At 64.0% G+C, this 19,964-nt stretch carries 20 protein-coding genes; 11 read left to right on the forward strand and 9 right to left on the reverse strand.

Translation table 11 applies throughout. The features are described from left to right. Window positions 1-17: 17 nt before the first annotated feature. From APH28_RS08455 to APH28_RS08475, 5 genes are all read right to left on the reverse strand, one after another. A complete protein-coding gene (locus APH28_RS08455) occupies window positions 18-1,175 on the reverse strand; it encodes a phosphatidylserine/phosphatidylglycerophosphate/cardiolipin synthase family protein (protein WP_060508501.1) in 1,158 nt (385 codons plus the stop codon). A gap of 1 nt (window position 1,176) precedes the next feature. Further along, window positions 1,177-1,758 (reverse strand): YceI family protein, encoded by a 582-nt coding sequence (locus tag APH28_RS08460; protein WP_060508502.1) that lies wholly within the window; start codon window positions 1,756-1,758, stop codon window positions 1,177-1,179. Between the two features lie 44 nt (window positions 1,759-1,802). After that, window positions 1,803-2,099, reverse strand: coding sequence for a hypothetical protein (locus APH28_RS08465; protein WP_060508503.1), 297 nt, complete (start codon window positions 2,097-2,099; stop codon window positions 1,803-1,805). Further along, window positions 2,096-3,175, reverse strand: coding sequence for a serine hydrolase (locus APH28_RS08470; RefSeq protein WP_060508504.1), 1,080 nt, complete (start codon window positions 3,173-3,175; stop codon window positions 2,096-2,098). Before APH28_RS08470 ends, APH28_RS08465 begins: the two co-directional genes overlap by 4 nt. Window positions 3,176-3,241: 66 nt before the next feature. Beyond that, window positions 3,242-4,129 (reverse strand): acyl-CoA dehydrogenase, encoded by an 888-nt coding sequence (locus tag APH28_RS08475; RefSeq protein ID WP_060508505.1) that lies wholly within the window; start codon window positions 4,127-4,129, stop codon window positions 3,242-3,244. Between the two features lie 146 nt (window positions 4,130-4,275). On the opposite strand from APH28_RS08475, the gene olsB reads away from it, so the two are divergent. Both olsB and APH28_RS08485 read left to right on the forward strand, forming a co-directional pair. Continuing rightward, the gene (gene olsB, locus APH28_RS08480) at window positions 4,276-5,031 is read left to right on the forward strand and encodes an L-ornithine N(alpha)-acyltransferase (RefSeq protein ID WP_060484070.1); all 756 of its coding nucleotides are present in this window, start codon (window positions 4,276-4,278) and stop codon (window positions 5,029-5,031) included. Further along, window positions 5,031-5,819, forward strand: a complete 789-nt coding sequence (locus APH28_RS08485) for a lysophospholipid acyltransferase family protein (protein WP_060508506.1) — start codon at window positions 5,031-5,033, stop codon at window positions 5,817-5,819. Before olsB ends, APH28_RS08485 begins: the two co-directional genes overlap by 1 nt. A gap of 44 nt (window positions 5,820-5,863) precedes the next feature. Here APH28_RS08485 and APH28_RS08490 read toward each other — a convergent pair whose 3' ends face one another. Next, complete coding sequence (locus tag APH28_RS08490; protein WP_060508507.1) at window positions 5,864-6,445, reverse strand: ACP phosphodiesterase; 582 nt, start codon at window positions 6,443-6,445, stop codon at window positions 5,864-5,866. A gap of 153 nt (window positions 6,446-6,598) precedes the next feature. Between APH28_RS08490 and APH28_RS08495 the strand changes: the two genes are divergently transcribed. Both APH28_RS08495 and APH28_RS08500 read left to right on the forward strand, forming a co-directional pair. Then, complete coding sequence (locus tag APH28_RS08495; protein WP_060508508.1) at window positions 6,599-6,901, forward strand: helix-turn-helix transcriptional regulator; 303 nt, start codon at window positions 6,599-6,601, stop codon at window positions 6,899-6,901. Between the two features lie 17 nt (window positions 6,902-6,918). Then, complete coding sequence (locus APH28_RS08500; RefSeq protein ID WP_060508509.1) at window positions 6,919-7,968, forward strand: alkene reductase; 1,050 nt, start codon at window positions 6,919-6,921, stop codon at window positions 7,966-7,968. A 35-nt stretch (window positions 7,969-8,003) separates the two neighbouring features. Here the strand turns inward: APH28_RS08500 and APH28_RS08505 are convergent, their stop codons facing one another. The 3 genes from APH28_RS08505 to APH28_RS08515 form a co-directional block, all read right to left on the reverse strand. Beyond that, window positions 8,004-8,825: a hypothetical protein gene (locus APH28_RS08505; RefSeq protein WP_060508510.1), complete on the reverse strand. Its 822-nt coding sequence runs from the start codon at window positions 8,823-8,825 to the stop codon at window positions 8,004-8,006. 87 nt (window positions 8,826-8,912) lie between these two features. Then, complete coding sequence (locus APH28_RS08510) at window positions 8,913-9,908, reverse strand: NAD(P)-dependent oxidoreductase (RefSeq protein ID WP_060508511.1); 996 nt, start codon at window positions 9,906-9,908, stop codon at window positions 8,913-8,915. Between the two features lie 45 nt (window positions 9,909-9,953). Then, window positions 9,954-10,844 carry a LysR family transcriptional regulator ArgP gene (locus APH28_RS08515; RefSeq protein ID WP_060508512.1) on the reverse strand — a complete coding sequence of 297 codons (891 nt, stop codon included), beginning with the start codon at window positions 10,842-10,844 and terminating at the stop codon, window positions 9,954-9,956. 90 nt (window positions 10,845-10,934) lie between these two features. On the opposite strand from APH28_RS08515, the gene APH28_RS08520 reads away from it, so the two are divergent. The 7 genes from APH28_RS08520 to APH28_RS08550 all read left to right on the forward strand — a co-directional run bounded on the left by APH28_RS08520 (window position 10,935) and on the right by APH28_RS08550 (window position 19,938). Continuing rightward, window positions 10,935-11,534, forward strand: coding sequence for a LysE/ArgO family amino acid transporter (locus APH28_RS08520; protein ID WP_060508513.1), 600 nt, complete (start codon window positions 10,935-10,937; stop codon window positions 11,532-11,534). 191 nt (window positions 11,535-11,725) lie between these two features. Beyond that, window positions 11,726-12,322 carry a superoxide dismutase gene (locus tag APH28_RS08525; RefSeq protein ID WP_060508514.1) on the forward strand — a complete coding sequence of 199 codons (597 nt, stop codon included), beginning with the start codon at window positions 11,726-11,728 and terminating at the stop codon, window positions 12,320-12,322. Window positions 12,323-12,558: 236 nt separating this feature from the next. Continuing rightward, the gene (locus APH28_RS08530) at window positions 12,559-14,610 is read left to right on the forward strand and encodes a bifunctional diguanylate cyclase/phosphodiesterase (RefSeq protein ID WP_060508515.1); all 2,052 of its coding nucleotides are present in this window, start codon (window positions 12,559-12,561) and stop codon (window positions 14,608-14,610) included. A 161-nt stretch (window positions 14,611-14,771) separates the two neighbouring features. Continuing rightward, window positions 14,772-16,106, forward strand: a complete 1,335-nt coding sequence (locus APH28_RS08535; RefSeq protein ID WP_060508516.1) for an imelysin family protein — start codon at window positions 14,772-14,774, stop codon at window positions 16,104-16,106. Window positions 16,107-16,327: 221 nt separating this feature from the next. Continuing rightward, window positions 16,328-17,755: a di-heme oxidoredictase family protein gene (locus APH28_RS08540; RefSeq protein ID WP_060508517.1), complete on the forward strand. Its 1,428-nt coding sequence runs from the start codon at window positions 16,328-16,330 to the stop codon at window positions 17,753-17,755. Between the two features lie 18 nt (window positions 17,756-17,773). Then, window positions 17,774-18,838 carry an imelysin family protein gene (locus tag APH28_RS08545; protein ID WP_060508518.1) on the forward strand — a complete coding sequence of 355 codons (1,065 nt, stop codon included), beginning with the start codon at window positions 17,774-17,776 and terminating at the stop codon, window positions 18,836-18,838. Window positions 18,839-18,840: 2 nt separating this feature from the next. Then, complete coding sequence (locus tag APH28_RS08550) at window positions 18,841-19,938, forward strand: DUF1513 domain-containing protein (protein WP_060508519.1); 1,098 nt, start codon at window positions 18,841-18,843, stop codon at window positions 19,936-19,938. The last annotated feature ends 26 nt before the right edge of the window (window positions 19,939-19,964 follow it).

Below are 19,964 nucleotides of genomic sequence, written 5' to 3' on the forward strand. Positions count from 1 at the left end.
CTGCACGATAGCCGCTCTCAGTCGCGCCGGTCGAGCAAGTTGACCACCAGCCGGTCCAGCCAGCCCCATACGCGCTGCTTCACCCGCCGCCACAGCGGCCGGGCATGCCAATGATCAAGGTCGACCACCTGGCTCAAGGCAAAATCACGCTCGAAGCTGGCCTGAACGGCAGCCGTCAGCGGCGGGTCAAGCGCCTCGATGTTGGCTTCCAGGTTGAAGCGCAGATTCCAGTGGTCGAAGTTGCAGGAGCCGACACTGACCCAGTCATCGATCAGCACCATCTTCAGGTGCAGAAAACACGGTTGGTACTCGTAGATGCGCACCCCGGCACGCAGCAAGCGCGGGTAGTAACGGTGCCCGGCATAACGCACCGAAGGGTGGTCGGTGCGTGGCCCGGTCAACAGCAACCGCACGTCGACACCTTTGCTGGCGGCCCGGCGCAGCGACCGACGCACGCTCCAGGTCGGCAGGAAGTATGGCGTGGCCAGCCACACCCGCTGCTTGCCGCTGTTGATCGCCCGTACCAGTGAATGCAGGATGTCCTGGTGCTGACGGGCGTCGGCATAGGCCACCCGGCCCATGCCCTGGCCTTGCACCGGCACCTTGGGTAAACGCGGCAGGCCAAAACCCTCGGCCGGGCGCCAGGCGGTGCGGCGGTTGTTGGCTTGCCACTGGCGGTCGAACAGCAACTGCCAGTCAGTCACCACCGGCCCTTGCATCTGCACCATCACCTCATGCCACTCGCTGCTCGCCTCACCCGGCGTCCAGAATTCATCGGTGACGCCAGTGCCACCCACCACCGCCCAGCGTTCATCCACCAGCAACAGCTTGCGATGGTCGCGGTACAGGTTGCGAAAACCGCGCTTCCAGCGCAGGCGGTTGTACCAGCGCAGGTAAACCCCGGCCTCCTGCAGTCGCTGGCGCAGCGCCACCGTGAAAGCCAACGAGCCATAGTCGTCGAACAGGCACCGCACGCGCACCCCGCGCAGTGCCGCCTGCTCCAGCGCCTCGACTACCGCTTCGGCACAAGCACCGGCCTCGACCAGGTACAACTCCAGATCGACCTGGAGCTCAGCGCGCTGGATCGCCTGGAGCATGCGCGGAAAGAAGTCAGGGCCGTCGATCAGCAGTTCGAATTGGTTGCCATCCCGCCAGGGAAAAACCGGCCCCGACATGTCAGCGGGCGTTGAAGATCAGTACCGCATTGACCGGTACCGACGGGTTGATGGATTTCAGCTTGGCGAACTTGCGCAGGCTCTCCAGCCCTGGCAACAGTCCGAAGTCCGAGGCTCTCAGCACCAGGGGTTCGAGGGTCACCACCTGGAAGCGCCGCTGGTCCAAACGGGTGGCCAGCAGCAGCGCGTTGTAGCTGTGCGACTGGCCATGCAGGGTGACGGTCAGCGGCAGACGCAATTCGATCTGCGCACCATCGGCCAGGTCATTGATGGGGCGCAAGTCGATCTGCGCCTTTACGCTCGCCTCAGCGAAGCGCTCCACCTCGAACAGGTTGTCGCGCATCTGCTCGTCACGCAGTGGGATACCGCTACTCACCGAGTCCATCTCGATGCTCAGCGCGGCCGTGCCCTTGTTGTTGACGCTGCCGTGCAGTACCAGAAAGCGATGCACCTCGGCCGTATCACCGTTTTTGCCGGTGACGAACGACAGGCGTGAAGATTCGCCATCGAGGTGCCAGTTGGCGTGGGCGGGCAAGCACAAAGCCAGCAGCAGGGCAGGCAGAAGACGGGGCAACTTGAACATGACAGGTCTCGTGAAACTTGACCGTCAACCTTACCCGCCCGCCTTCAAGGCAGCAAGCGGCAGCCCGCCTGCGCACCCTGCCAGGCCGCCTGGCGACGCTGGCCAAGGCCCTCGGCGATGACGCGTCGCTGCGACCTTTCTTCCTCCAGCCTGCTCAGGGGCAGCCATTGCTTCACATACCCTCGGCAATAGGCTTCGTCGAAGCCCATGACGAAGCGGCACGAGCAATACTCCTTGGCCGAATAGGCCGAAAGGATGCCCGGGAAGTCCGCCAACGCCTGGCGCTCCAGCCAGGCCCAGCCGAGCAAGGCAACGATCACCAGCAACAGCACGCGCTTCATGTGTCCTCCTTGGCCACCACCGCCAGCACCCGCTTGAGCAGTTCGTTGTGGTTGTAGCTGGCGTCGCGGTCATCGGCATAGCGCACGATCAGCAGTTTCTGCGACGGCACGATGTACAGCGCCTGGCCCCAGTGGCCGAGCGCGGCGTAGGTATCGGTCGGGACATCGGGCCAGGGTGCAGGGCTTCCCGGCAATGGTTGGTTAAGCCACCAGTGGCCGCCCGGGTTGGCCTCACTGGGCATCGCCGCGGCCTGGGTGAACAGTGTGCGGTTGAAGGCAACCCAGCTCGCAGGCAACAGCTGGCGACCTCGCCAGCGGCCATCGCGTTGCATCAGCAAGCCAATGCGCGCCAGATCCCGGGCACTCAGATAGAGGTAGGACGAGCCAACGAAGGTGCCCGCGCCGTCACGTTCCCAGACTGCGCTGTCGATGCCCAGCGGGGTGAACAGCGCCTGCCAGGGGTAGTCGGCATAAGCGCCGGCGTCGAGCATCCCGCGCAACGCGGCAGCCAGCACATTGCTGTCGCCGCTGGAATAGAGAAAGCGCTGGCCGGGCTTATCGGCGCGGGCGCGCGCTGCGGTGTAGGCCGCCATGTCGTTGCGCCCACGGGTATAAAGCATGGCCACCACCGCAGATTTCAGTGGTGCGTACTCATAGTCCTCCTGCCAATCCAGGCCACTTGCCCAGTGCAGCAAATCGGCCAGGTGAACGTCGGGGTGAGCCTGCATGGGCGGGTAGAAGCGTGCGACGGGGTCCTGCAGCTGGAAGTGCCCTTGTCCTTGGGCAACTCCCAGCACGGTGGCCAGCACGCTCTTGCTGACCGACCAGGTCAGGTGGGCGGTATTGGCGGTGGTGGGGGCGCTGTAGCGTTCGTGGAGGATCCGCCCGTCGCGGATGATCAGCAGGGCGTCGGTGCGGATCCCGCTGCGCTCGCTGGCGTTGCGTTCCTGGAAGGCGTAAGCGTCGACGGCCTGCCAGTCGAGGGCGGTGTTGTCGCTAGGCCAGTCCGGTTCGGGCCAGACTTCGGCCCAGGCTGGGCGCGCAGCCAATGCAAGGATCAGCAGCAGTATTTTCATCGTCCTGGCCTGAAAGGGCTGCGAAGCGGCCCCATGATCTAAAAGATCCCACAGCTTCTCAGGCTTTCATGACAGCCCTGCGGCCACCCAGGCCTTGGCCAGGCGCTTTTCCCGCGCCGCAGTAGCAAGCGCAAGCACCCCTTGATCCCGCTGCCACAACTGCGCCCACTGCTCCGGCCCTGCCAGCAGCGCCTTGTCGATCGCCCCGCGCAGCTCCTGAAACTGCGAGAACAAGCCCCCCAGCAACAGGTGGCAGCCAACGCTGTCGGCGCATTGCCGACTGCCCTCGGCACACCCCGCCAACAATCCAAGCAAGCGCAGGCGCAGCTCTTGCGGCCAGTCGCACTCCTGCCCCACCCCATACAACCAGGCGGTCAGCGACGCCAGCACGTAGAGATCCTCCAGCGAGCGGAACGGTTTGACGTAGGCGTCCCAACCATCACCTGCCAGCAACTCGCAGGCCGCGTCCTGCAAGTGCAGGCGACCATGTCCTACCTCGGGCATCAACGGCAGGGTCGGCAAGGCTTCCAGCGTCACCCCGGCCTCCCCCGGATAGACCACTGCCAGGTTCAGCCGCGGTGCTTCACCCAGCGCTTCACTGCGTGCGGCCACCAGCAGCCACTCGGCGTCCAGGCCGGCGGTGACGAAGTCCTTGTTGCCGTTCAGGCGCAGACCGACCAGCCGGGTATGCATGTCCGCTGGGCGCACGCTGCGCCGTTCGGTGGCGCATAGCGCGCCAAGGCTGGACGGCGCACTGGGCCAGAGCACGCGCAAGGCGGCCTGGTAACCGACGAGAAACGCCAGGCCCGGCGTGGCCATGGCGCGTCCGCCGAGCACCGCCAGTTCGAACGGGGCAACCGCGCCAAGGCGCTCGAGCTGCGTGGCATAGGTCTCGCCCAGGGTGCCAGCCAGAGGCTGGCGGAGGGGGTCGTTGAGTCGTTGCAACCAGGCCATCGGGTGCTCCTTCAAGGTGCTGTTCTGGGGTGTCATGCAAGCATCACCAAACATTCACAGGGGTGACACCGCGCCTACCTAGGCTGACTTTGCACAACAAAGCCGACCGGCCGCAACCTTTCATGGCTGGCTTATGGAGACTCGTAATGACTCGGATCGCTCACGCTGGCGACAACAGCACCGAACGCCGTCTGCAAGCCGAACGCCTGGTCGGCGCCACGGCCCTGCAGGAAGCCCAGGCCCTGCGCTACAAGGTGTTCAGCGCAGAATTCAAGGCCAAGCTCAAAGGCGCCGAACTGGGCCTGGACATGGATGACTACGACGTACATTGCCGCCACATCGGCGTGCGCGACCTGAGTACCGGTGAGCTGGTAGCCACTACCCGCCTGCTTGACCACCAGGCTGCCAGCAGCCTGGGGCGCTTCTACAGTGAAGAAGAATTCAGCCTGCACGGCCTGCTGCAACTGCAGGGCCCGATCCTCGAACTGGGCCGCACCTGTGTCGCCCCCGACTACCGCAACGGCGGCACCATCGCCGTGCTCTGGGGCGAACTGGCCGAAGTCCTCAACGAGGGCCGCTACAGCTACCTGATGGGCTGCGCCAGCATCCCCATGCAGGACGGCGGCGTGCAGGCCCACGCAGTCATGCAGCGCCTGCGCGAGCGCTACCTGTGCACCGAGCACCTGCGTGCCGAACCGAAGAACCCGCTGCCCAGCCTGGCCCTGCCGAACAACGTCATCGCCGAAATGCCGCCGCTGCTCAAGGCTTACATGCGCCTCGGGGCGAAGATCTGCGGCGAGCCGTGTTGGGACGAGGACTTCCAGGTGGCCGACGTGTTCATCCTGCTCAAGCGCGACGACCTCTGCCCGCGTTACGCCCGCCACTTCAAGGCAGCAGTCTGATGCCTGGCCTGCGGGTGCTCGCCCGCCTCTTGCGGCTGCTGCTGGTGCTGTCGCTGGGCATGCTCATGGCCGGCGTCATCGCCGTGGGCGAACGCCTGGGGATAAAGACCTCCCTCGAACTTCGCCAGCGCTGGTCCTGCTGGTTCATGAAGCGTCTGGTCGCTGCCCTGCCCTTCGCGGTGCGGGTGATCGGCGCGCTGCCGCAACGGCCGATGCTGTGGGTCAGCAACCACGTTTCCTGGACCGACATTCCCCTGCTCGGCATGCTGTTGCCGCTGTCGTTCCTGTCCAAGGCCGAAGTGCGTCACTGGCCGGTGGCCGGGTGGCTGGCGGAGAAGGCCGGCACGTTGTTCATTCGCCGCGGCGGTGGGGATGGCCAGCGCTTGCGCGAACAGATCAGCGAGCAGTTGGGCCAGGCCCGGCCGCTGCTGATCTTCCCCGAAGGCACCACCACTGACGGCCGTCAGTTGCGTACCTTCCACGGCCGCCTGCTGGCCGGTGCCATTGAACAGGGTGTGGAGGTGCAGCCGGTGGCCATTCAGTACCTGCGCAATGGCGAGGCGGACCCGATTGCGCCGTTCATTGGCGACGATGACCTGGTTTCGCACCTGATGCGCTTATTTGCCGAGCCTCCGAGCGTGGTCTGTATTCACCTGCTCAAGCCAATTTGCAGTATCGGGAAGGAACGTGCAGCGCTGGCATTTCAGGCGCAGCAGGCGATTCACATGGCGTTGTTCGGGGTTGAAGAAGAGGCGGGGGTGCCTCGACGCCAGGCGCGCGCTGCTTGAGCATGATGTTGGGGTTGTATGGTCTGTGGCGCTGAGCTCCATCGTCATGCCCCTCTGCGCTCCACCGCCGCAAACGCCTGCAGCTGTGGATAGAACTCGCGAAAATCCGCCAGCAACGGCTCATACAACCGCTCCAGCTCAGCCATCACTCCGGCCATCCCTTCCGGCCTCGACAACCGCCGTGCAATGCCGTTGAACACCTGCTCCAGCGTGGCAAAATCGCCATACGCCCCCAGCCAGTCATCCGCCGCCATGAACGGCGCAATCCGCGCCAGCCGCCCCGGCAGCTGCGGTTCGGCCAGCAGTACCCGATAAAAATCCCCAGTGAACTGCACCAGCGGCTGCTCGGCGTAATCCCCCCAGTGCCGCGCCAGGCAATGGTCGAAAAACACGTCCAGGACGATCCCGGCAAAGCGCCGCCGCTCCCGCGGGAAACGCGCCAGCGCTGCCAGCACCAGCGGATGTTGGTCGGTGTAGCTGTCGATATGCCGATGCAGCCGGATCGCTGCCTCTAGCACAGGCGGGAAGCGCCCCTCCAGCGAGCCTTTGACGAAGTCGCCATACAGGCTGCCAAACAGTTGTTGCGGCGCCGGGCCGCCCAGGTGCAGATGTGCGAGGTAGTTCATGGATGCAGTCTAGCACCGCCACCGCGTATATCGTTATAACGCGATATAGCGATTCGTGCTCAGCTCAGAACCTCTTCATATTTGTATATCGCGAAATACCGATGTACGTTTCGCCCTATCGCGATATACCGTTACAGCACGAGCCTCAATCCCATGCCACTCGATCTCGACGAAATCATAAAAGCACTGGCCCACCCGGTCAGGCGAGAAATCCTCAGCTGGCTGAAAGACCCGGCAATGCAATTCCCCGACCAGTACCACAGCACCGAAAACGGTGTGTGTGCCGGGCAGATCGACCAGCGCTGCGGGTTGTCGCAGTCGACCGTCTCCGCCCACCTGGCCACGTTGCAGCGGGCCGGCCTGATCAGCAGCCAGAAGGTCGGCCAGTGGCACTTCTTCAAACGCAACGAAGCCACCATCGAGGCGTTCCTCGAACAACTGCGCCAAGCACTTTGACAAGGCAGGTAACCGTTATGACCACGCTTTTCGATCCGATCCAACTGGGTGATGTGCAACTGCCCAACCGCATCATCATGGCCCCGCTGACCCGCTGCCGCGCCGATGAAGGCCGCGTGCCCAATGCACTGATGGCCGAGTATTACGTGCAACGTGCCAGCGCCGGCCTGATCCTCAGCGAAGCGACCTCGGTCAGCGCGATGGGCGTCGGCTACCCCGACACCCCCGGCATCTGGAACGACCAGCAAGTGCGTGGCTGGCACAACGTCACCCAGGCCGTACATGGCGCTGGCGGGCGCATTTTCCTGCAGCTGTGGCACGTCGGCCGTATCTCCCACCCCAGCTACCTCAATGGCGAACTGCCGGTGGCGCCCAGCGCGATCCAGGCCAAGGGCCACGTCAGCCTGGTGCGCCCGCTGAGCGACTACCCGACCCCGCGCGCACTGGAAACCGAAGAGATTGCCGACATCGTCGAGGCCTACCGCAGCGGCGCCGAGAACGCCAAGGCCGCCGGTTTCGATGGTGTGGAAATCCACGGCGCCAACGGCTACCTGCTCGATCAGTTTCTGCAGAGCAGCACCAATCAGCGCACTGACCGCTACGGCGGCTCGCTTGAAAACCGTGCCCGGCTGCTGCTGGAAGTGACCGATGCGGCCATCGAAGTGTGGGGCGCAGGCCGCGTCGGCGTGCACCTGGCGCCGCGTGCCGATGCCCATGACATGGGCGATGCCGACCGCGCCGAGACCTTTACCTATGTGGCGCGAGAACTGGGTAAGCGCGGCATCGCATTCATCTGCTCGCGGGAGAAGGAAGGTGATGACAGCATAGGCCCGCTGATCAAGGCGGCATTTGGTGGGCCGTACATCGTCAACGAACGCTTTGACAAGGCCAGTGCCACTGCCGCTTTGGCGACTGGGAAGGCGGATGCGGTGGCATTTGGTGTGCCGTTTATCGCCAACCCAGATCTGCCGGCACGGCTGGCGGCGGATGCACCGCTGAACGAGGCGCATCCGGAGACTTTCTATGGCAAAGGGCCGGTGGGCTACATCGACTATCCGCGCCTGTAATCGATGGTGGGGGGTCGCCTGCGGCCCTCGCATTTTCAGGGGCGGGAATTGATCTGCTGCTGCAGGTTCTGAATCTGGCTCTGCAAGGTGTTGAGGTTGCGCGTGGTCTGCCCACGGAACGCATCGAACTCCTGCACCGTCGCCCCGCTCGATGACGCCGTGCGGTTTTCCATCTGGGTCTTGAGCACCAGTACATCCTGCTCCAGGCTTTCCACTGCCGCCTTCTGGTTGCCCTGCTTCTTCAGTGCGGCCACTTCATCGTTCAAGTTCTTAAGTTGGCCATCGAGCTTGCCACCGTCAACCTGCCCCGATTTGAGCGCCGCCAGCTCACCGTTCACTGCCTTCAGTTGCGCCTGCAACTGCGTCTGCAGCTCGGTCACCACCTTCTGCTGCTCACGGGTATCGGCCAGTACCTGCTCCAGGCGTTTGCCCAGGTCACCGGCCTGCCCCGCCACACCCTGTTGCTGCTTGCCCTGCTCGGCCAGGTTGGCCTGCAACTGACGGATCTGCAATTTCAGCGCTTCACTGCCCGTGCTGCTCGACGACTCGCTGGCATCGACCTTGCCGCTGATCGCCTGCAAACGCCCGGCGGCTTCTTCACTGATGCGCGCAAAGCTTTCCTGGGTGGCCACCAGTTGCTGCTCCATCAGCGAGATCTGCTGGAAACTCCACCAGCCCAGCCCCGCCAGAGCGATGAACGACGCCCCCAGCAACGCCCACAGGGCCCCGTTGCTGGCCGGCTTGGCGGCCTTCTGACGGCTGCGCGAGACGTGCGCGGGCAGCAACTCGTCGTCATCGGGGGTACCCGCCCGCAAGGTGGGCACATCATCGAAATCGTCGTTGGCATCGTTACGCATAAGTGGCTTCAACCGCGGTAGTAGCAAAGAGGCATGAGTATAAACCGCTCGCGCGGCGCACTGATGACCATCATCTGCCGATCTGGTTCACTGACCCAGCGGTTGATGCTTCCACCAGGCGCAGAATTCATCCAGCGCGGTCCACAGGCTGACCTTGGGCTGGTAATCCAGGTATTGGCGGGCGCGGCTGATATCCAGGGTGAAATCGTGGCGCATCACCTGCATGCCCGTACGCGACAAGGTCGGCTGTGGGCGCCCCGGCCAGAGCATGCAGGCCGCCTCGTTCAATGCCGCCAGGCTATAGGCCAGGCCATAGGCGCGGTAGCGGGTAACCTGCGGCAGTTGCATCTGGCGCATCACGTAGTTGACCACGTCCCACAACGGCAGCGGCTGGCCGTTGCTGATGTTGTAGGCCTGGCCCAGCGCGCGGTCTTCGGCGAACAACGCGCTGAGCAGTGCCTCGTTGAGGTTGTGCACGCTGGTGAAGTCGACCTTGTTCAGGCCGTTGCCGATGATCGCGACACGGCCCTTGCGCTGCATCTGCATCAAGCGCGGGAAGATACTCGCATCACCGGCGCCGGTGACAAATCGCGGGCGCAGCGCCAGCACTTCCAGGCCGAACTCCTGGGCACCGAAGACTTTCTGCTCAGCGATATGTTTGGTTTGCCCATAGTGGTCATGAAAGCGGCGCGGCACCTGGTCTTCACGGATACCCAGGCGCGAACGCCCATTGAAATAGATCGACGGCGATGACAAATGCACCAAGCGGCGAACATGCTCCTTGAGGCAGCCCTCGACGACGTTTTCCGTGACAACCACGTTGCCCTGATAGAAGTCCTGGTAACGCCCCCAGTTACCCACAGCCCCGGCGCAATGCACCACGGCCTCGACCCCCTGGCACAGCCGCCGCGCCAGCTCAGGGTCACTCAGGTCGCCAGGGATGAACTGGGCGCCTCGCTTGACCAGGTGCTCCACGCCCTCGGCACGCCGGCCGCTGACCCGTACAGCCAGGCCTTGCTCCAGGGCAAAGCGCGCAAAGCGCCCACCAATGAAGCCGCTCGCGCCGGTGACCAGAATTTGCATGTGTGACTCCGCCTTGATTTCAGATGCAACAGACGCCAGCCGCCGCTACAAGGGCACCAGCCAATGCTGTGCCGTATGCCGCAGATGATCGGTCAGTTGCGCGAGCAGGTGCCCGCCGTTGCGCCAATGATGCCAGTACAACGGTACATCGATGGGGGTATCGCTGCAGATTTCCACCAACTGGCCGTTCGCCAACTGCTCGCGGGCCTGCAGCTCGGGCACCAGGCCCCAGCCCAGGCCTGCCTCGGTCATGCGCAGAAATCCTTCGGACGACGGGCACAGGTGGTGCAGGAAACCGTCCTGAATCCCCAGCGATGCCAGGTAGCGGTGCTGCAGGAAATCATCCGGCCCATAGACGATGGCCGGCGTGCGGGCCAGGCGCTGCGCCGCGAACCCCTGCGGGAAATAACGCGCCATGAACCCTGGGCTGGCCAGCGCACGATAGCGCATCGCGCCCAGCGGCAGGCTCCGTGCGCCGGCCACCGGCCGCTCGCTACCACACAGGCAGGCCGCCACTTCACCGGCGCGCATGCGCTTGAGGCCGACCTCCTGGTCTTCCACCACCAGATCGGTGAGCAACTGATGTTCGGCGCAGAAAGCCCCCACCGCGCCAGCCCACCAGGTCGCCAGGCTGTCGGCGTTGAGGGCGATGCGCAGGCGCTCGGGCATACCCTCCTCGTCCAGCGCCGGCACCTGACGCTGCAGGTCGCGCTCGAGCAGGCGCACCTGCTGCACATGGTTGAGCAACTGCCGGCCGACTTCGGTCGGGCTCGGCGGGGTGGCACGTACCAGCACCGGCTGGCCGACCCGCGCTTCGAGCAGTTTGACGCGCTGCGAAATGGCCGACTGCGACAGCCCCAGCACCTGTGCGGCACGTTCGAAACCGCCTTGCTCGATCACCGCCGCAAGGGCAGCCAGCAGCTTGTAGTCGAACATCGATTTTCCTAATGAGTGATCAGCGCTATTTGTTTTTCTTATACAACCACACGCCCCACAATATCCAGCATCTTCTCTGGAGCATTCGCCATGTGGCAAAGCTATCTCAACGGCATGCTGGTGGCCTTCGGCCTGATCATGGCCATCGGTGCACAAAACGCTTTCGTTCTCGCCCAAAGCCTGCGCCGCGAGCATCACTTGCCGGTGGCCGCGCTGTGCATCGTCTGCGATGCAATCCTGGTGGCGGCAGGGGTATTCGGCCTGGCCACGGTGCTGGCGCACAACCCGACGCTGTTGGCCATCGCCCGCTGGGGCGGCGCGGTATTCCTTATCTGGTACGGCAGCAAAGCCCTGCGCAGCGCGTTTTCCAAGCAGAGCCTGCAGCATCAGGAAGGCCAGGGCATGCGCTCACGCAAGGCGGTATTGCTGAGCGCGTTGGCGGTTACCTTGCTCAACCCGCACGTGTACCTCGACACGGTGCTGCTGATCGGTTCGCTGGGGGCCCAGCAGACAGCGCCTGGGGCTTATGTGGCAGGTGCAGCGAGTGCGTCGCTGCTGTGGTTCTCGACCTTGGCGATCGGTGCGGCCTGGCTGGCGCCATGGCTGGCCCGCCCGGCCACCTGGCGGATGCTCGACCTGATGGTGGCGGTGATGATGTTCGCGGTGGCCGCACAGCTGATCTTCACCTGACGGCCGCCGGTCGGCGGCTGCGGACCGCTCTGGAACCTCTATTCCCTATCTTTGTTGCGTGGTTATGCGTCGGGCCCGGTGCTATGATCCAGCCCTTGCGTCGCAAAGAGTACAAACTCGCCGACGTACATCGGGCCGCCCGTGATCGGCCTTGCGCAAACCGCAAACAGACCTGAATCAGGAGATCCACCATGGCTTTTGAATTGCCGCCGCTGCCGTACGCCCACGATGCCTTGCAGCCGCACATCTCCAAGGAAACCCTGGAGTATCACCACGACAAGCACCACAACACCTATGTCGTGAACCTGAACAACCTGGTCCCAGGCACCGAATTCGAAGGCAAGACCCTGGAAGAGATCGTCAAGGCCTCTTCGGGCGGCATCTTCAACAACGCCGCTCAAGTCTGGAACCACACCTTCTACTGGAACTGCCTGTCGCCAAACGGCGGCGGCCAGCCGACCGGCGCCCTGGCTGACGCCATCAACGCCGCTTTCGGTTCCTTCGACAAGTTCAAGGAAGAGTTCACCAAGACTTCGGTCGGCACCTTCGGTTCCGGCTGGGGCTGGCTGGTGAAGAAAGCTGACGGTTCCCTGGCCCTGGCCAGCACCATCGGCGCCGGCTGCCCGCTGACCAGCGGCGACACCCCGCTGCTGACCTGCGACGTCTGGGAACACGCCTACTACATCGACTACCGCAACCTGCGTCCGAAGTACGTCGAGGCGTTCTGGAACCTGGTCAACTGGGCCTTTGTTGCCGAACAGTTCGAAGGCAAGACCTTCAAGGCCTGATTCATCCAGCCCTGAAGCAGAAGCCCGGCCAAGTGCCGGGCTTTTTTGTGCCTGACAGTTTTCCCCAAGGGTCTTGCTCAGCGCGTATAGCACGCTAACATCAAACGTCTGAAAGTTTGATGGCGCGCACTCAAGTTGCAGGGTCAGGCAACCGATACACTATCCAAGGCGGCCGATAGTGTATTGCCAACGTTAATGGCAAAATGATGCCATGCGCATGGATTAAGGAAACCCCATTGAAGCTGGAATTGCGGAACAGCTTATCGGTCAAGTTGCTCAGGGTCGTGCTCCTTTCGGCGCTAGCGGTCGGCGTCGTCCTCAGTTGCGCGCAGATCGTCTACGACACCTACAAGACCCGCCAGGCCGTCAACAATGACGCTCAACGCATTCTCGATATGTTCCGCGACCCTTCCACCCAGGCGGTGTACAGCCTCGACCGGGAGATGGGCATGCAGGTAATGGAAGGCCTGTTCCAGGACGAGTCGGTGCGCATGGCCTCGATCGGCCACCCCAACGAAACCATGCTGGCGGAAAAGTCCCGCCCGCTGCAGGACATGTCGATGCGCTGGCTGACCGACCTGATCCTCGGCCAGGAACGCACCTACACCACCCAGTTGGTCGGCCGCGGCCCGTACAGCGAGTACTACGGCGACCTGAGCATCACCCTCGATACCTCGTCCTACGGCGAAGATTTCCTGATCAACGCGGTGATCATCTTCATTTCCGGGGTGTTGCGCGCCTTGGCCATGGGCCTGGTGCTGTACCTGGTCTACCACTGGCTGCTGACCAAGCCGCTGTCCAAGATCATCGAGCACCTCACCCAGATCAACCCTGACCGCCCCAGCCAGCACCAGATCCCGCTGCTCAAGGGCCACGAGAAGAACGAGCTGGGCATCTGGGTCAACACCGCCAACCAGCTACTGGCCTCGATCGAGCGTAACACCCACCTGCGCCACGAAGCCGAGAACAGCCTGCAGCGTATGGCCCAATACGACTTCCTCACCGGCCTGCCCAATCGCCAGCAACTGCAGGAGCAACTCGACAAGATTCTCGCCGACGCCGGTCGCCTGCAGCATCGCGTGGCCGTACTGTGCGTAGGCTTGGACGACTTCAAGGGCATCAACGAACAGTTCAGTTACCAGACCGGCGACCAGCTGCTGCTGGCCTTGGCCGACCGCCTGCGCGCCCACAGTGGCCGCCTGGGTGCTCTGGCACGCCTGGGTGGCGACCAGTTTGCCCTGGTCCAGGCCAATATCGAACAGCCTTACGAGGCTGCCGAGCTGGCCCAGAGTATCCTCGACGATCTGGAGCTACCGTTCGGCCTCGACCACCAACAGATCCGCCTGCGCGCCACCATCGGCATCACCTTGTTTCCAGAGGACGGCGACAGCACCGAGAAGCTGCTGCAGAAGGCTGAGCAGACCATGACCCTGGCCAAGGCCCGCTCGCGCAACCGCTACCAGTTCTACATCGCCAGCGTCGACAGCGAAATGCGCCGCCGCCGCGAGCTGGAAAAGGACCTGCGCGAAGCCCTGCCGCGCAACCAGCTGTACCTGGTCTACCAGCCGCAGATCAGCTACCGCGACCACCGCGTGGTCGGCGTCGAGGCCTTGCTGCGCTGGCAGCACCCCGAGCTGGGGATGGTCCCGCCCGATCAGTTCATCCCGCTGGCCGAGCAGAACGGCAGCATCATCAGCATCGGCGAGTGGGTGCTCGACCAGGCCTGCCGGCAACTGCGCGAATGGCACGACATGGGCTTCAGCGAACTGCGCATGGCGGTCAACCTGTCCACCGTGCAGCTGCACCACAACGAGCTGCCTCGGGTGGTCAACAACCTGCTGCAGGCCTACCGCCTGCCACCGCGCAGCCTGGAGCTGGAGGTGACCGAGACCGGCCTGATGGAAGACATCAGCACTGCCGCCCAGCACCTGCTGAGCCTGCGTCGTTCCGGGGCGATGATCGCCATCGACGACTTCGGCACTGGTTACTCGTCGCTCAGCTACCTGAAATCGCTGCCGCTGGACAAGATCAAGATCGACAAGAGCTTCGTCCAGGACCTGCTCGACGATGATGACGACGCCACCATCGTTCGCGCCATCATCCAGCTGGGCAAGAGCCTTGGCATGCAAGTGATCGCCGAAGGCGTGGAAACCGCCGAGCAGGAAACCTACATCATCGCCCAAGGTTGCCACGAGGGTCAGGGCTACCACTACAGCAAGCCGCTGCCAGCGCGCGAGCTGACCAGCTTCCTCAAGCAGGCGCAGCGCAATCAGGTCTCCGCGCTGTAACGCTTGCCCCCGCGATTACAAGCCGTGACGCGCATTTACATGAATTGCGCACCAACCCCTTTACAGCAAATGCAAATCTTTCGCATGATGTTGCCGTTTCGCGTGCCACGGCGCACGGCCTAACCCCCTTGGTCCAACCACACGACGCAGGAAAACCAATAATGATTCGTATGCCTCTGGCCTCCGCCAGTCTGCTGGCCATCGCCATTGCTCTCGCCGGTTGTGGTGAAGGCAAGGATGACAAGGCCGCCGCTCCGCAAGCTCAGGCACCGGCTGCCAGCACCGCTGCTGCGGCGCCTGGGGCTGTGGACGAAGCGGCTGGCAAAGCCGTGGTCAAGCATTACACCGAAATGGTCTATGCCGTGTATAGCGACTCGCTGAGCACCGCAAAGACCCTGCAGACCGCCGTCGACGCGTTCCTCGCCAAACCCAACGACGACACCCTGAAGGCCGCCAAAGAGGCCTGGGCTGCCGCGCGCGTTCCGTACCTGCAGAGCGAGGCGTTCCGCTTCGGCAACACCATCATCGACGACTGGGAAGGCCAGGTGAATTCCTGGCCGCTGGACGAAGGCCTGATCGACTACGTCGACAAGAGCTATGAGCATGCCCTGGGCAACCCGGCAGCCAGCGCCAACATCATCGCCAACACCGAGATTCAGGTGGGCGAAGAGAAGGTCGACGTCAAGGACATCACCCCTGAGAAGCTGGCCAGCCTGAACGAACTGGCAGGTTCTGAAGCCAACGTCGCCACTGGCTACCACGCCATCGAATTCCTGCTCTGGGGCCAGGACCTCAACGGCACCGGCCCAGGCGCGGGCAACCGCCCGGCGTCCGACTACCTGGAAGGCAAAGGTGCCACCGGCGGCCACAACGACCGTCGCCGCGCCTACCTGAAGGCGGTCACCGAGCTGCTGGTCAAGGACCTCGAAGAGATGGTCGGCAACTGGGCGCCGAATGTCGCCGACAACTACCGTGCCACGCTGGAAGCCGAGCCGGTCAACGATGGCCTGCGCAAGATGCTGTTCGGCATGGGCAGCCTGTCGCTGGGCGAACTGGCCGGTGAGCGCATGAAGGTCTCGCTGGAAGCCAACTCGCCGGAAGACGAGCAGGACTGCTTCAGCGACAACACCCACTACTCGCACTTCTACGACGCCAAGGGCATCCGTAACGTCTACCTGGGCGAATACACCCGTGTCGACGGCACCAAGCTGACTGGTCCGAGCCTGTCCTCGCTGGTGGCCAAGGCCGACCCGGCTGCCGATGCCACCCTCAAGGCTGACCTCGAAGCTACCGAAGCCAAGATCCAGGTGATGGTCGACCACGCCCTCAAGGGCGAGCACTACGACCAGCTGATCGCCGCCGACAACGCCGCCGGCAACCAGATCGTGCGCGATGCCATCGCCTCGCTGGTCAAGCAGACCGGCTCGATCGAGCAGGCTGCGGGCAAGCTGGGCATTGCCAACCTGAACCCGGACACTGCCGATCACGAGTTCTGATCGCGCAAAGGGTGTTGAAAAGAGGCGACCTTCGGGTCGCCTTTTTTTCTGCCGCTGCACACCTGTAGGAGCGGGTGTACCCGCGAAAGGGCCAGTGAAGCCCATGAAAATGTTGAAATTTCACATCCTTTTCACCCGGGTAATTGCAAATTGCTCTTATTCAAACAAGGCTGGCCTGCTAAGCTTGCACGCCGGTTTTTCGTCCACGCCCAGGATTTTGCATGTCCTCGTCGCTGTCCCGACTCTCCCCTTTGCTGCTGGCCCTCGCCCTTGCCGCCTGTGACGACGCCCCGCGTTTCACCCAGGCCGAGCCCGGCGAAGCGCTGTCTGGCGGCCAGGCAACGGTGCAGCGCGACGACCGCAAGGCGTTCTCGCTGCCCTCGGCCAACCTCTCAGCCGAGCGCCGCCTGGACTTCGCCGTGGGCAACAGCTTCTTCCGCAGCCCTTGGGTGATCGCCCCGTCCACCACCACCGCGCGTGACGGCCTTGGCCCGTTGTTCAACACCACGGCCTGCCAGAACTGCCACGTGCGTGACGGCCGTGGGCACCCGCCGGAGCCCGACGACAGCAACGCCGTGGGCATGCTGGTGCGCCTGTCGATCCCCGATCAGCCGTACCTCGCCAAGGAAATCGAGCGCCTGGGCGTTGTGCCCGAGCCCGTCTACGGCACCCAGTTGCAGGACATGGCCATCCCCGGCGTGGCGCCAGAGGGCAAGGTGCGGGTGAACTACACCACCCAGACCGTCACGTTCAAGGACGGCCACCCAGTTGAGCTGCGCCGCCCGACCCTGCAGATTACCCAGCTCGGCTACGGCCCGATGCACCCTGACACGCGCTTCTCGGCCCGCGTGGCCCCGCCGATGATTGGCCTGGGCCTGCTCGAAGCCATCCCCGAAGCCGACATCCTGGCCAACGAAGACCCGGACGATCGCAACCACGACGGTATCCGTGGCCGCGCCAACCGGGTCTGGGACGATGCCCAGGGCAAGACGGTGATTGGCCGCTTCGGCTGGAAGGCCGGGCAGCCCAACGTCAATCAGCAGAACGTGCACGCCTTCAACGGTGACATGGGCCTGACCACCACCTTGCAACCCAAGGACGACTGCACCCCGGCCCAGGTCGACTGCCTGGCCGCACCCAATGGCGATGGCGAGGGCGACGAGAAGGAAGTGAGCGACAACATTCTGCGCCTGGTCACCTTCTACACCCGCAACCTCGGCGTGCCTGCCCGCCGTGACGTCGGCGCACCACAGGTACTGGCCGGCAAGAACCTGTTCTACCAGGCCGGTTGCCAGGCCTGCCATATTCCGCAGTTCACCACCGCCGCCAACACCGCCGAAGCGGAGCTGGCCAACCAGGTGATCCGCCCCTACAGCGACTTGCTGCTGCACGACATGGGCCCAGGCCTGGCCGACGAGCGCACCGAATTCGCCGCCAACGGCCAGGACTGGCGTACCCCGCCGTTGTGGGGCATCGGCCTGACCGAGGCCGTCAGCGGCCACACCCAGTACCTGCATGACGGCCGCGCCCGTAACCTGCTCGAAGCTGTGCTTTGGCACGGCGGCGAAGCCCAGACCGCGCGCGACCATGTTTTGACCTTCAACGCCGAGCAACGCGCCGCGTTGCTGGCTTTCCTGAACTCACTTTAAACGCGCAAGGAGCCGGGCATGTTCCGACCCAAACTGTTGTTCACCAGCCTCGCCGCACTCGCCCTCGGAGCCTGCTCGCCGCAGGACCCGCAGGCAGTGACTTCCGCCGCCATCGCCAAGCAGGTGATCCTGCCGACCTACAGCCGCTGGGTCGAAGCTGATCGCCAGCTGGCCGCCAGCGCCCTGGCCTACTGTGAAGGCAAGGAAAGCCTGGACACCGCACGCGCCGACTTCCTCAATGCGCAAAAAGCCTGGGCGGAACTGCAGCCGCTGCTGGTCGGCCCGCTGGCCGAAGGCAACCGCGCCTGGCAGGTTCAGTTCTGGCCAGACAAGAAGAACCTGGTTGGCCGCCAGGTCGAACAGCTGGTCAACGGCGACAAGCCGGTCGATGCCGCTGCTCTGGGCAAGGCCAGCGTCGTGGTGCGCGGCCTGTCGGCCTACGAGTACATCCTCTTCGACAGCAAGCCGGATATCGCCACTGCCGAGCAGAAAGCCCGCTACTGCCCGCTGCTGGTCGCCATCGCCGATCACCAGAAGGCCCTGGCCGAGGACATCCTCAAGACCTGGAACAGCACCGACGGCATGCTGTCGCAGATGACCAAGTTCCCCAACCAGCGCTACGCCGATTCCCATGAGGCGATCGCCGACCTGCTGCGCTCCCAGGTCACCGCCCTGGATACCCTGAAGAAGAAGCTGGGCGCGCCGATGGGCCGCCAGAGCAAGGGCATCCCCCAGCCGCTGCAGGCCGAAGCCTGGCGCAGCCATTCCTCGCTGAAGAGCCTGGAAGCCACCCTCAAGGCCGCCCAGGCAGTGTGGGTCGGGGTCGACAACCAAGGGCTGCGTGGCCTGCTGCCCGGCGATCAGAAAGCCCTGGCGCAGAAGATCGACGACGCATACGCTACGGCGCTCAAAGTGCTGGCCGACAACCAGAAGACCTTGGGCGAGCTGCTGGCCGACGACGCCGGGCAACAAACCCTCAACCAGATCTACGATGCCCTCAACGTCGTCCACCGCCTGCACGAAGGCGACCTGGCCAAGGCGCTGAACATCCAGCTGGGCTTCAATGCCAACGACGGTGACTGATCATGCTGCGACGCCAGGCCCTCAAACTCGGTAGCGTATTGCTCAGCGCCCTGACCCTGGGCGGCTGGAGCCTGTTTCGCAACAAAGGCAGCGAACCCTTGCTGCTGTCGGCGCGTGACGATGGCGACGGCAAGCACTATGCGGTCGGGTTCCGCCTGGACGGCACCCAGGTGTTCAGCACCCAGGTCGCCCAGCGTTGCCATGCCATCATCAACCACCCCGAGCTGCCGATCGCCCTGTTCGTCGCCCGCCGCCCCGGTACCGAAAGCTACCTGGTCGACCTGCGCGACGGGCGCCTGCTGCAGACCGTCACCTCGCAACCGAACCGGCACTTCTATGGCCATGCGGTGGTCCACAAGGGCGGCGAATGGCTGTATGCCACCGAGAACGACACCACCGACCCCGGCCGTGGCGTGCTCGGCGTGTACCGTTTCGAAGGTGAACGCCTGGTGCACACTGGTGAGATCCCGACCCACGGCATCGGCCCCCATGAAGTGGCCTGGTTGCCTGACGGCGAAACCCTGGTCGTGGCCAACGGTGGCATCCGCACCGAGGCCGAGAGCCGGGTCGAGATGAACCTCAATGCCATGGAGCCGAGCCTGGTGCTGATGCAGCGTGACGGCACCCTGCTGAGCAAGGAAACCCTTGCCCAACAGATGAACAGCGTGCGCCATCTGGCGGTGGGCGACGATGGCACCATCGCTGCCTGCCAGCAGTTCATGGGCGCTGCCGACGAAACCGCCGAGCTGCTGGCGATCAAGCGCCCGGGTGAGCCGTTCAAGGCCTTCCCGGTGCCGGAGCGCCAGCTGCAATCGATGGCCCAGTACACCGCCAGCGTCGCCATCCACAGCGACTTGCGCCTGGTGGCCCTGACTGCACCGCGGGCCAACCGCCTGTTCGTCTGGGACCTGGACAGCGGCGCGGTGAAACTCGATGCACCGATGCCCGATTGCGCCGGGGTGGGCGCGGTCAAGGATGGTTTTGTCGTGACCTCAGGCCAGGGCCGTTGCCGCTTCTACAATTGCCGCAAGGCCGAACTGATCGGGCAACCGATGGACCTGCCGTCCGGTTTCTGGGACAACCACCTGCACCTGGTCTGATTTTTCTGCTACCTGCACTGGCCTCT

The sequence above is a fragment of the Pseudomonas sp. NBRC 111124 genome (assembly GCF_001320245.1).
Classification (GTDB): Bacteria; Pseudomonadota; Gammaproteobacteria; order Pseudomonadales; family Pseudomonadaceae; genus Aquipseudomonas.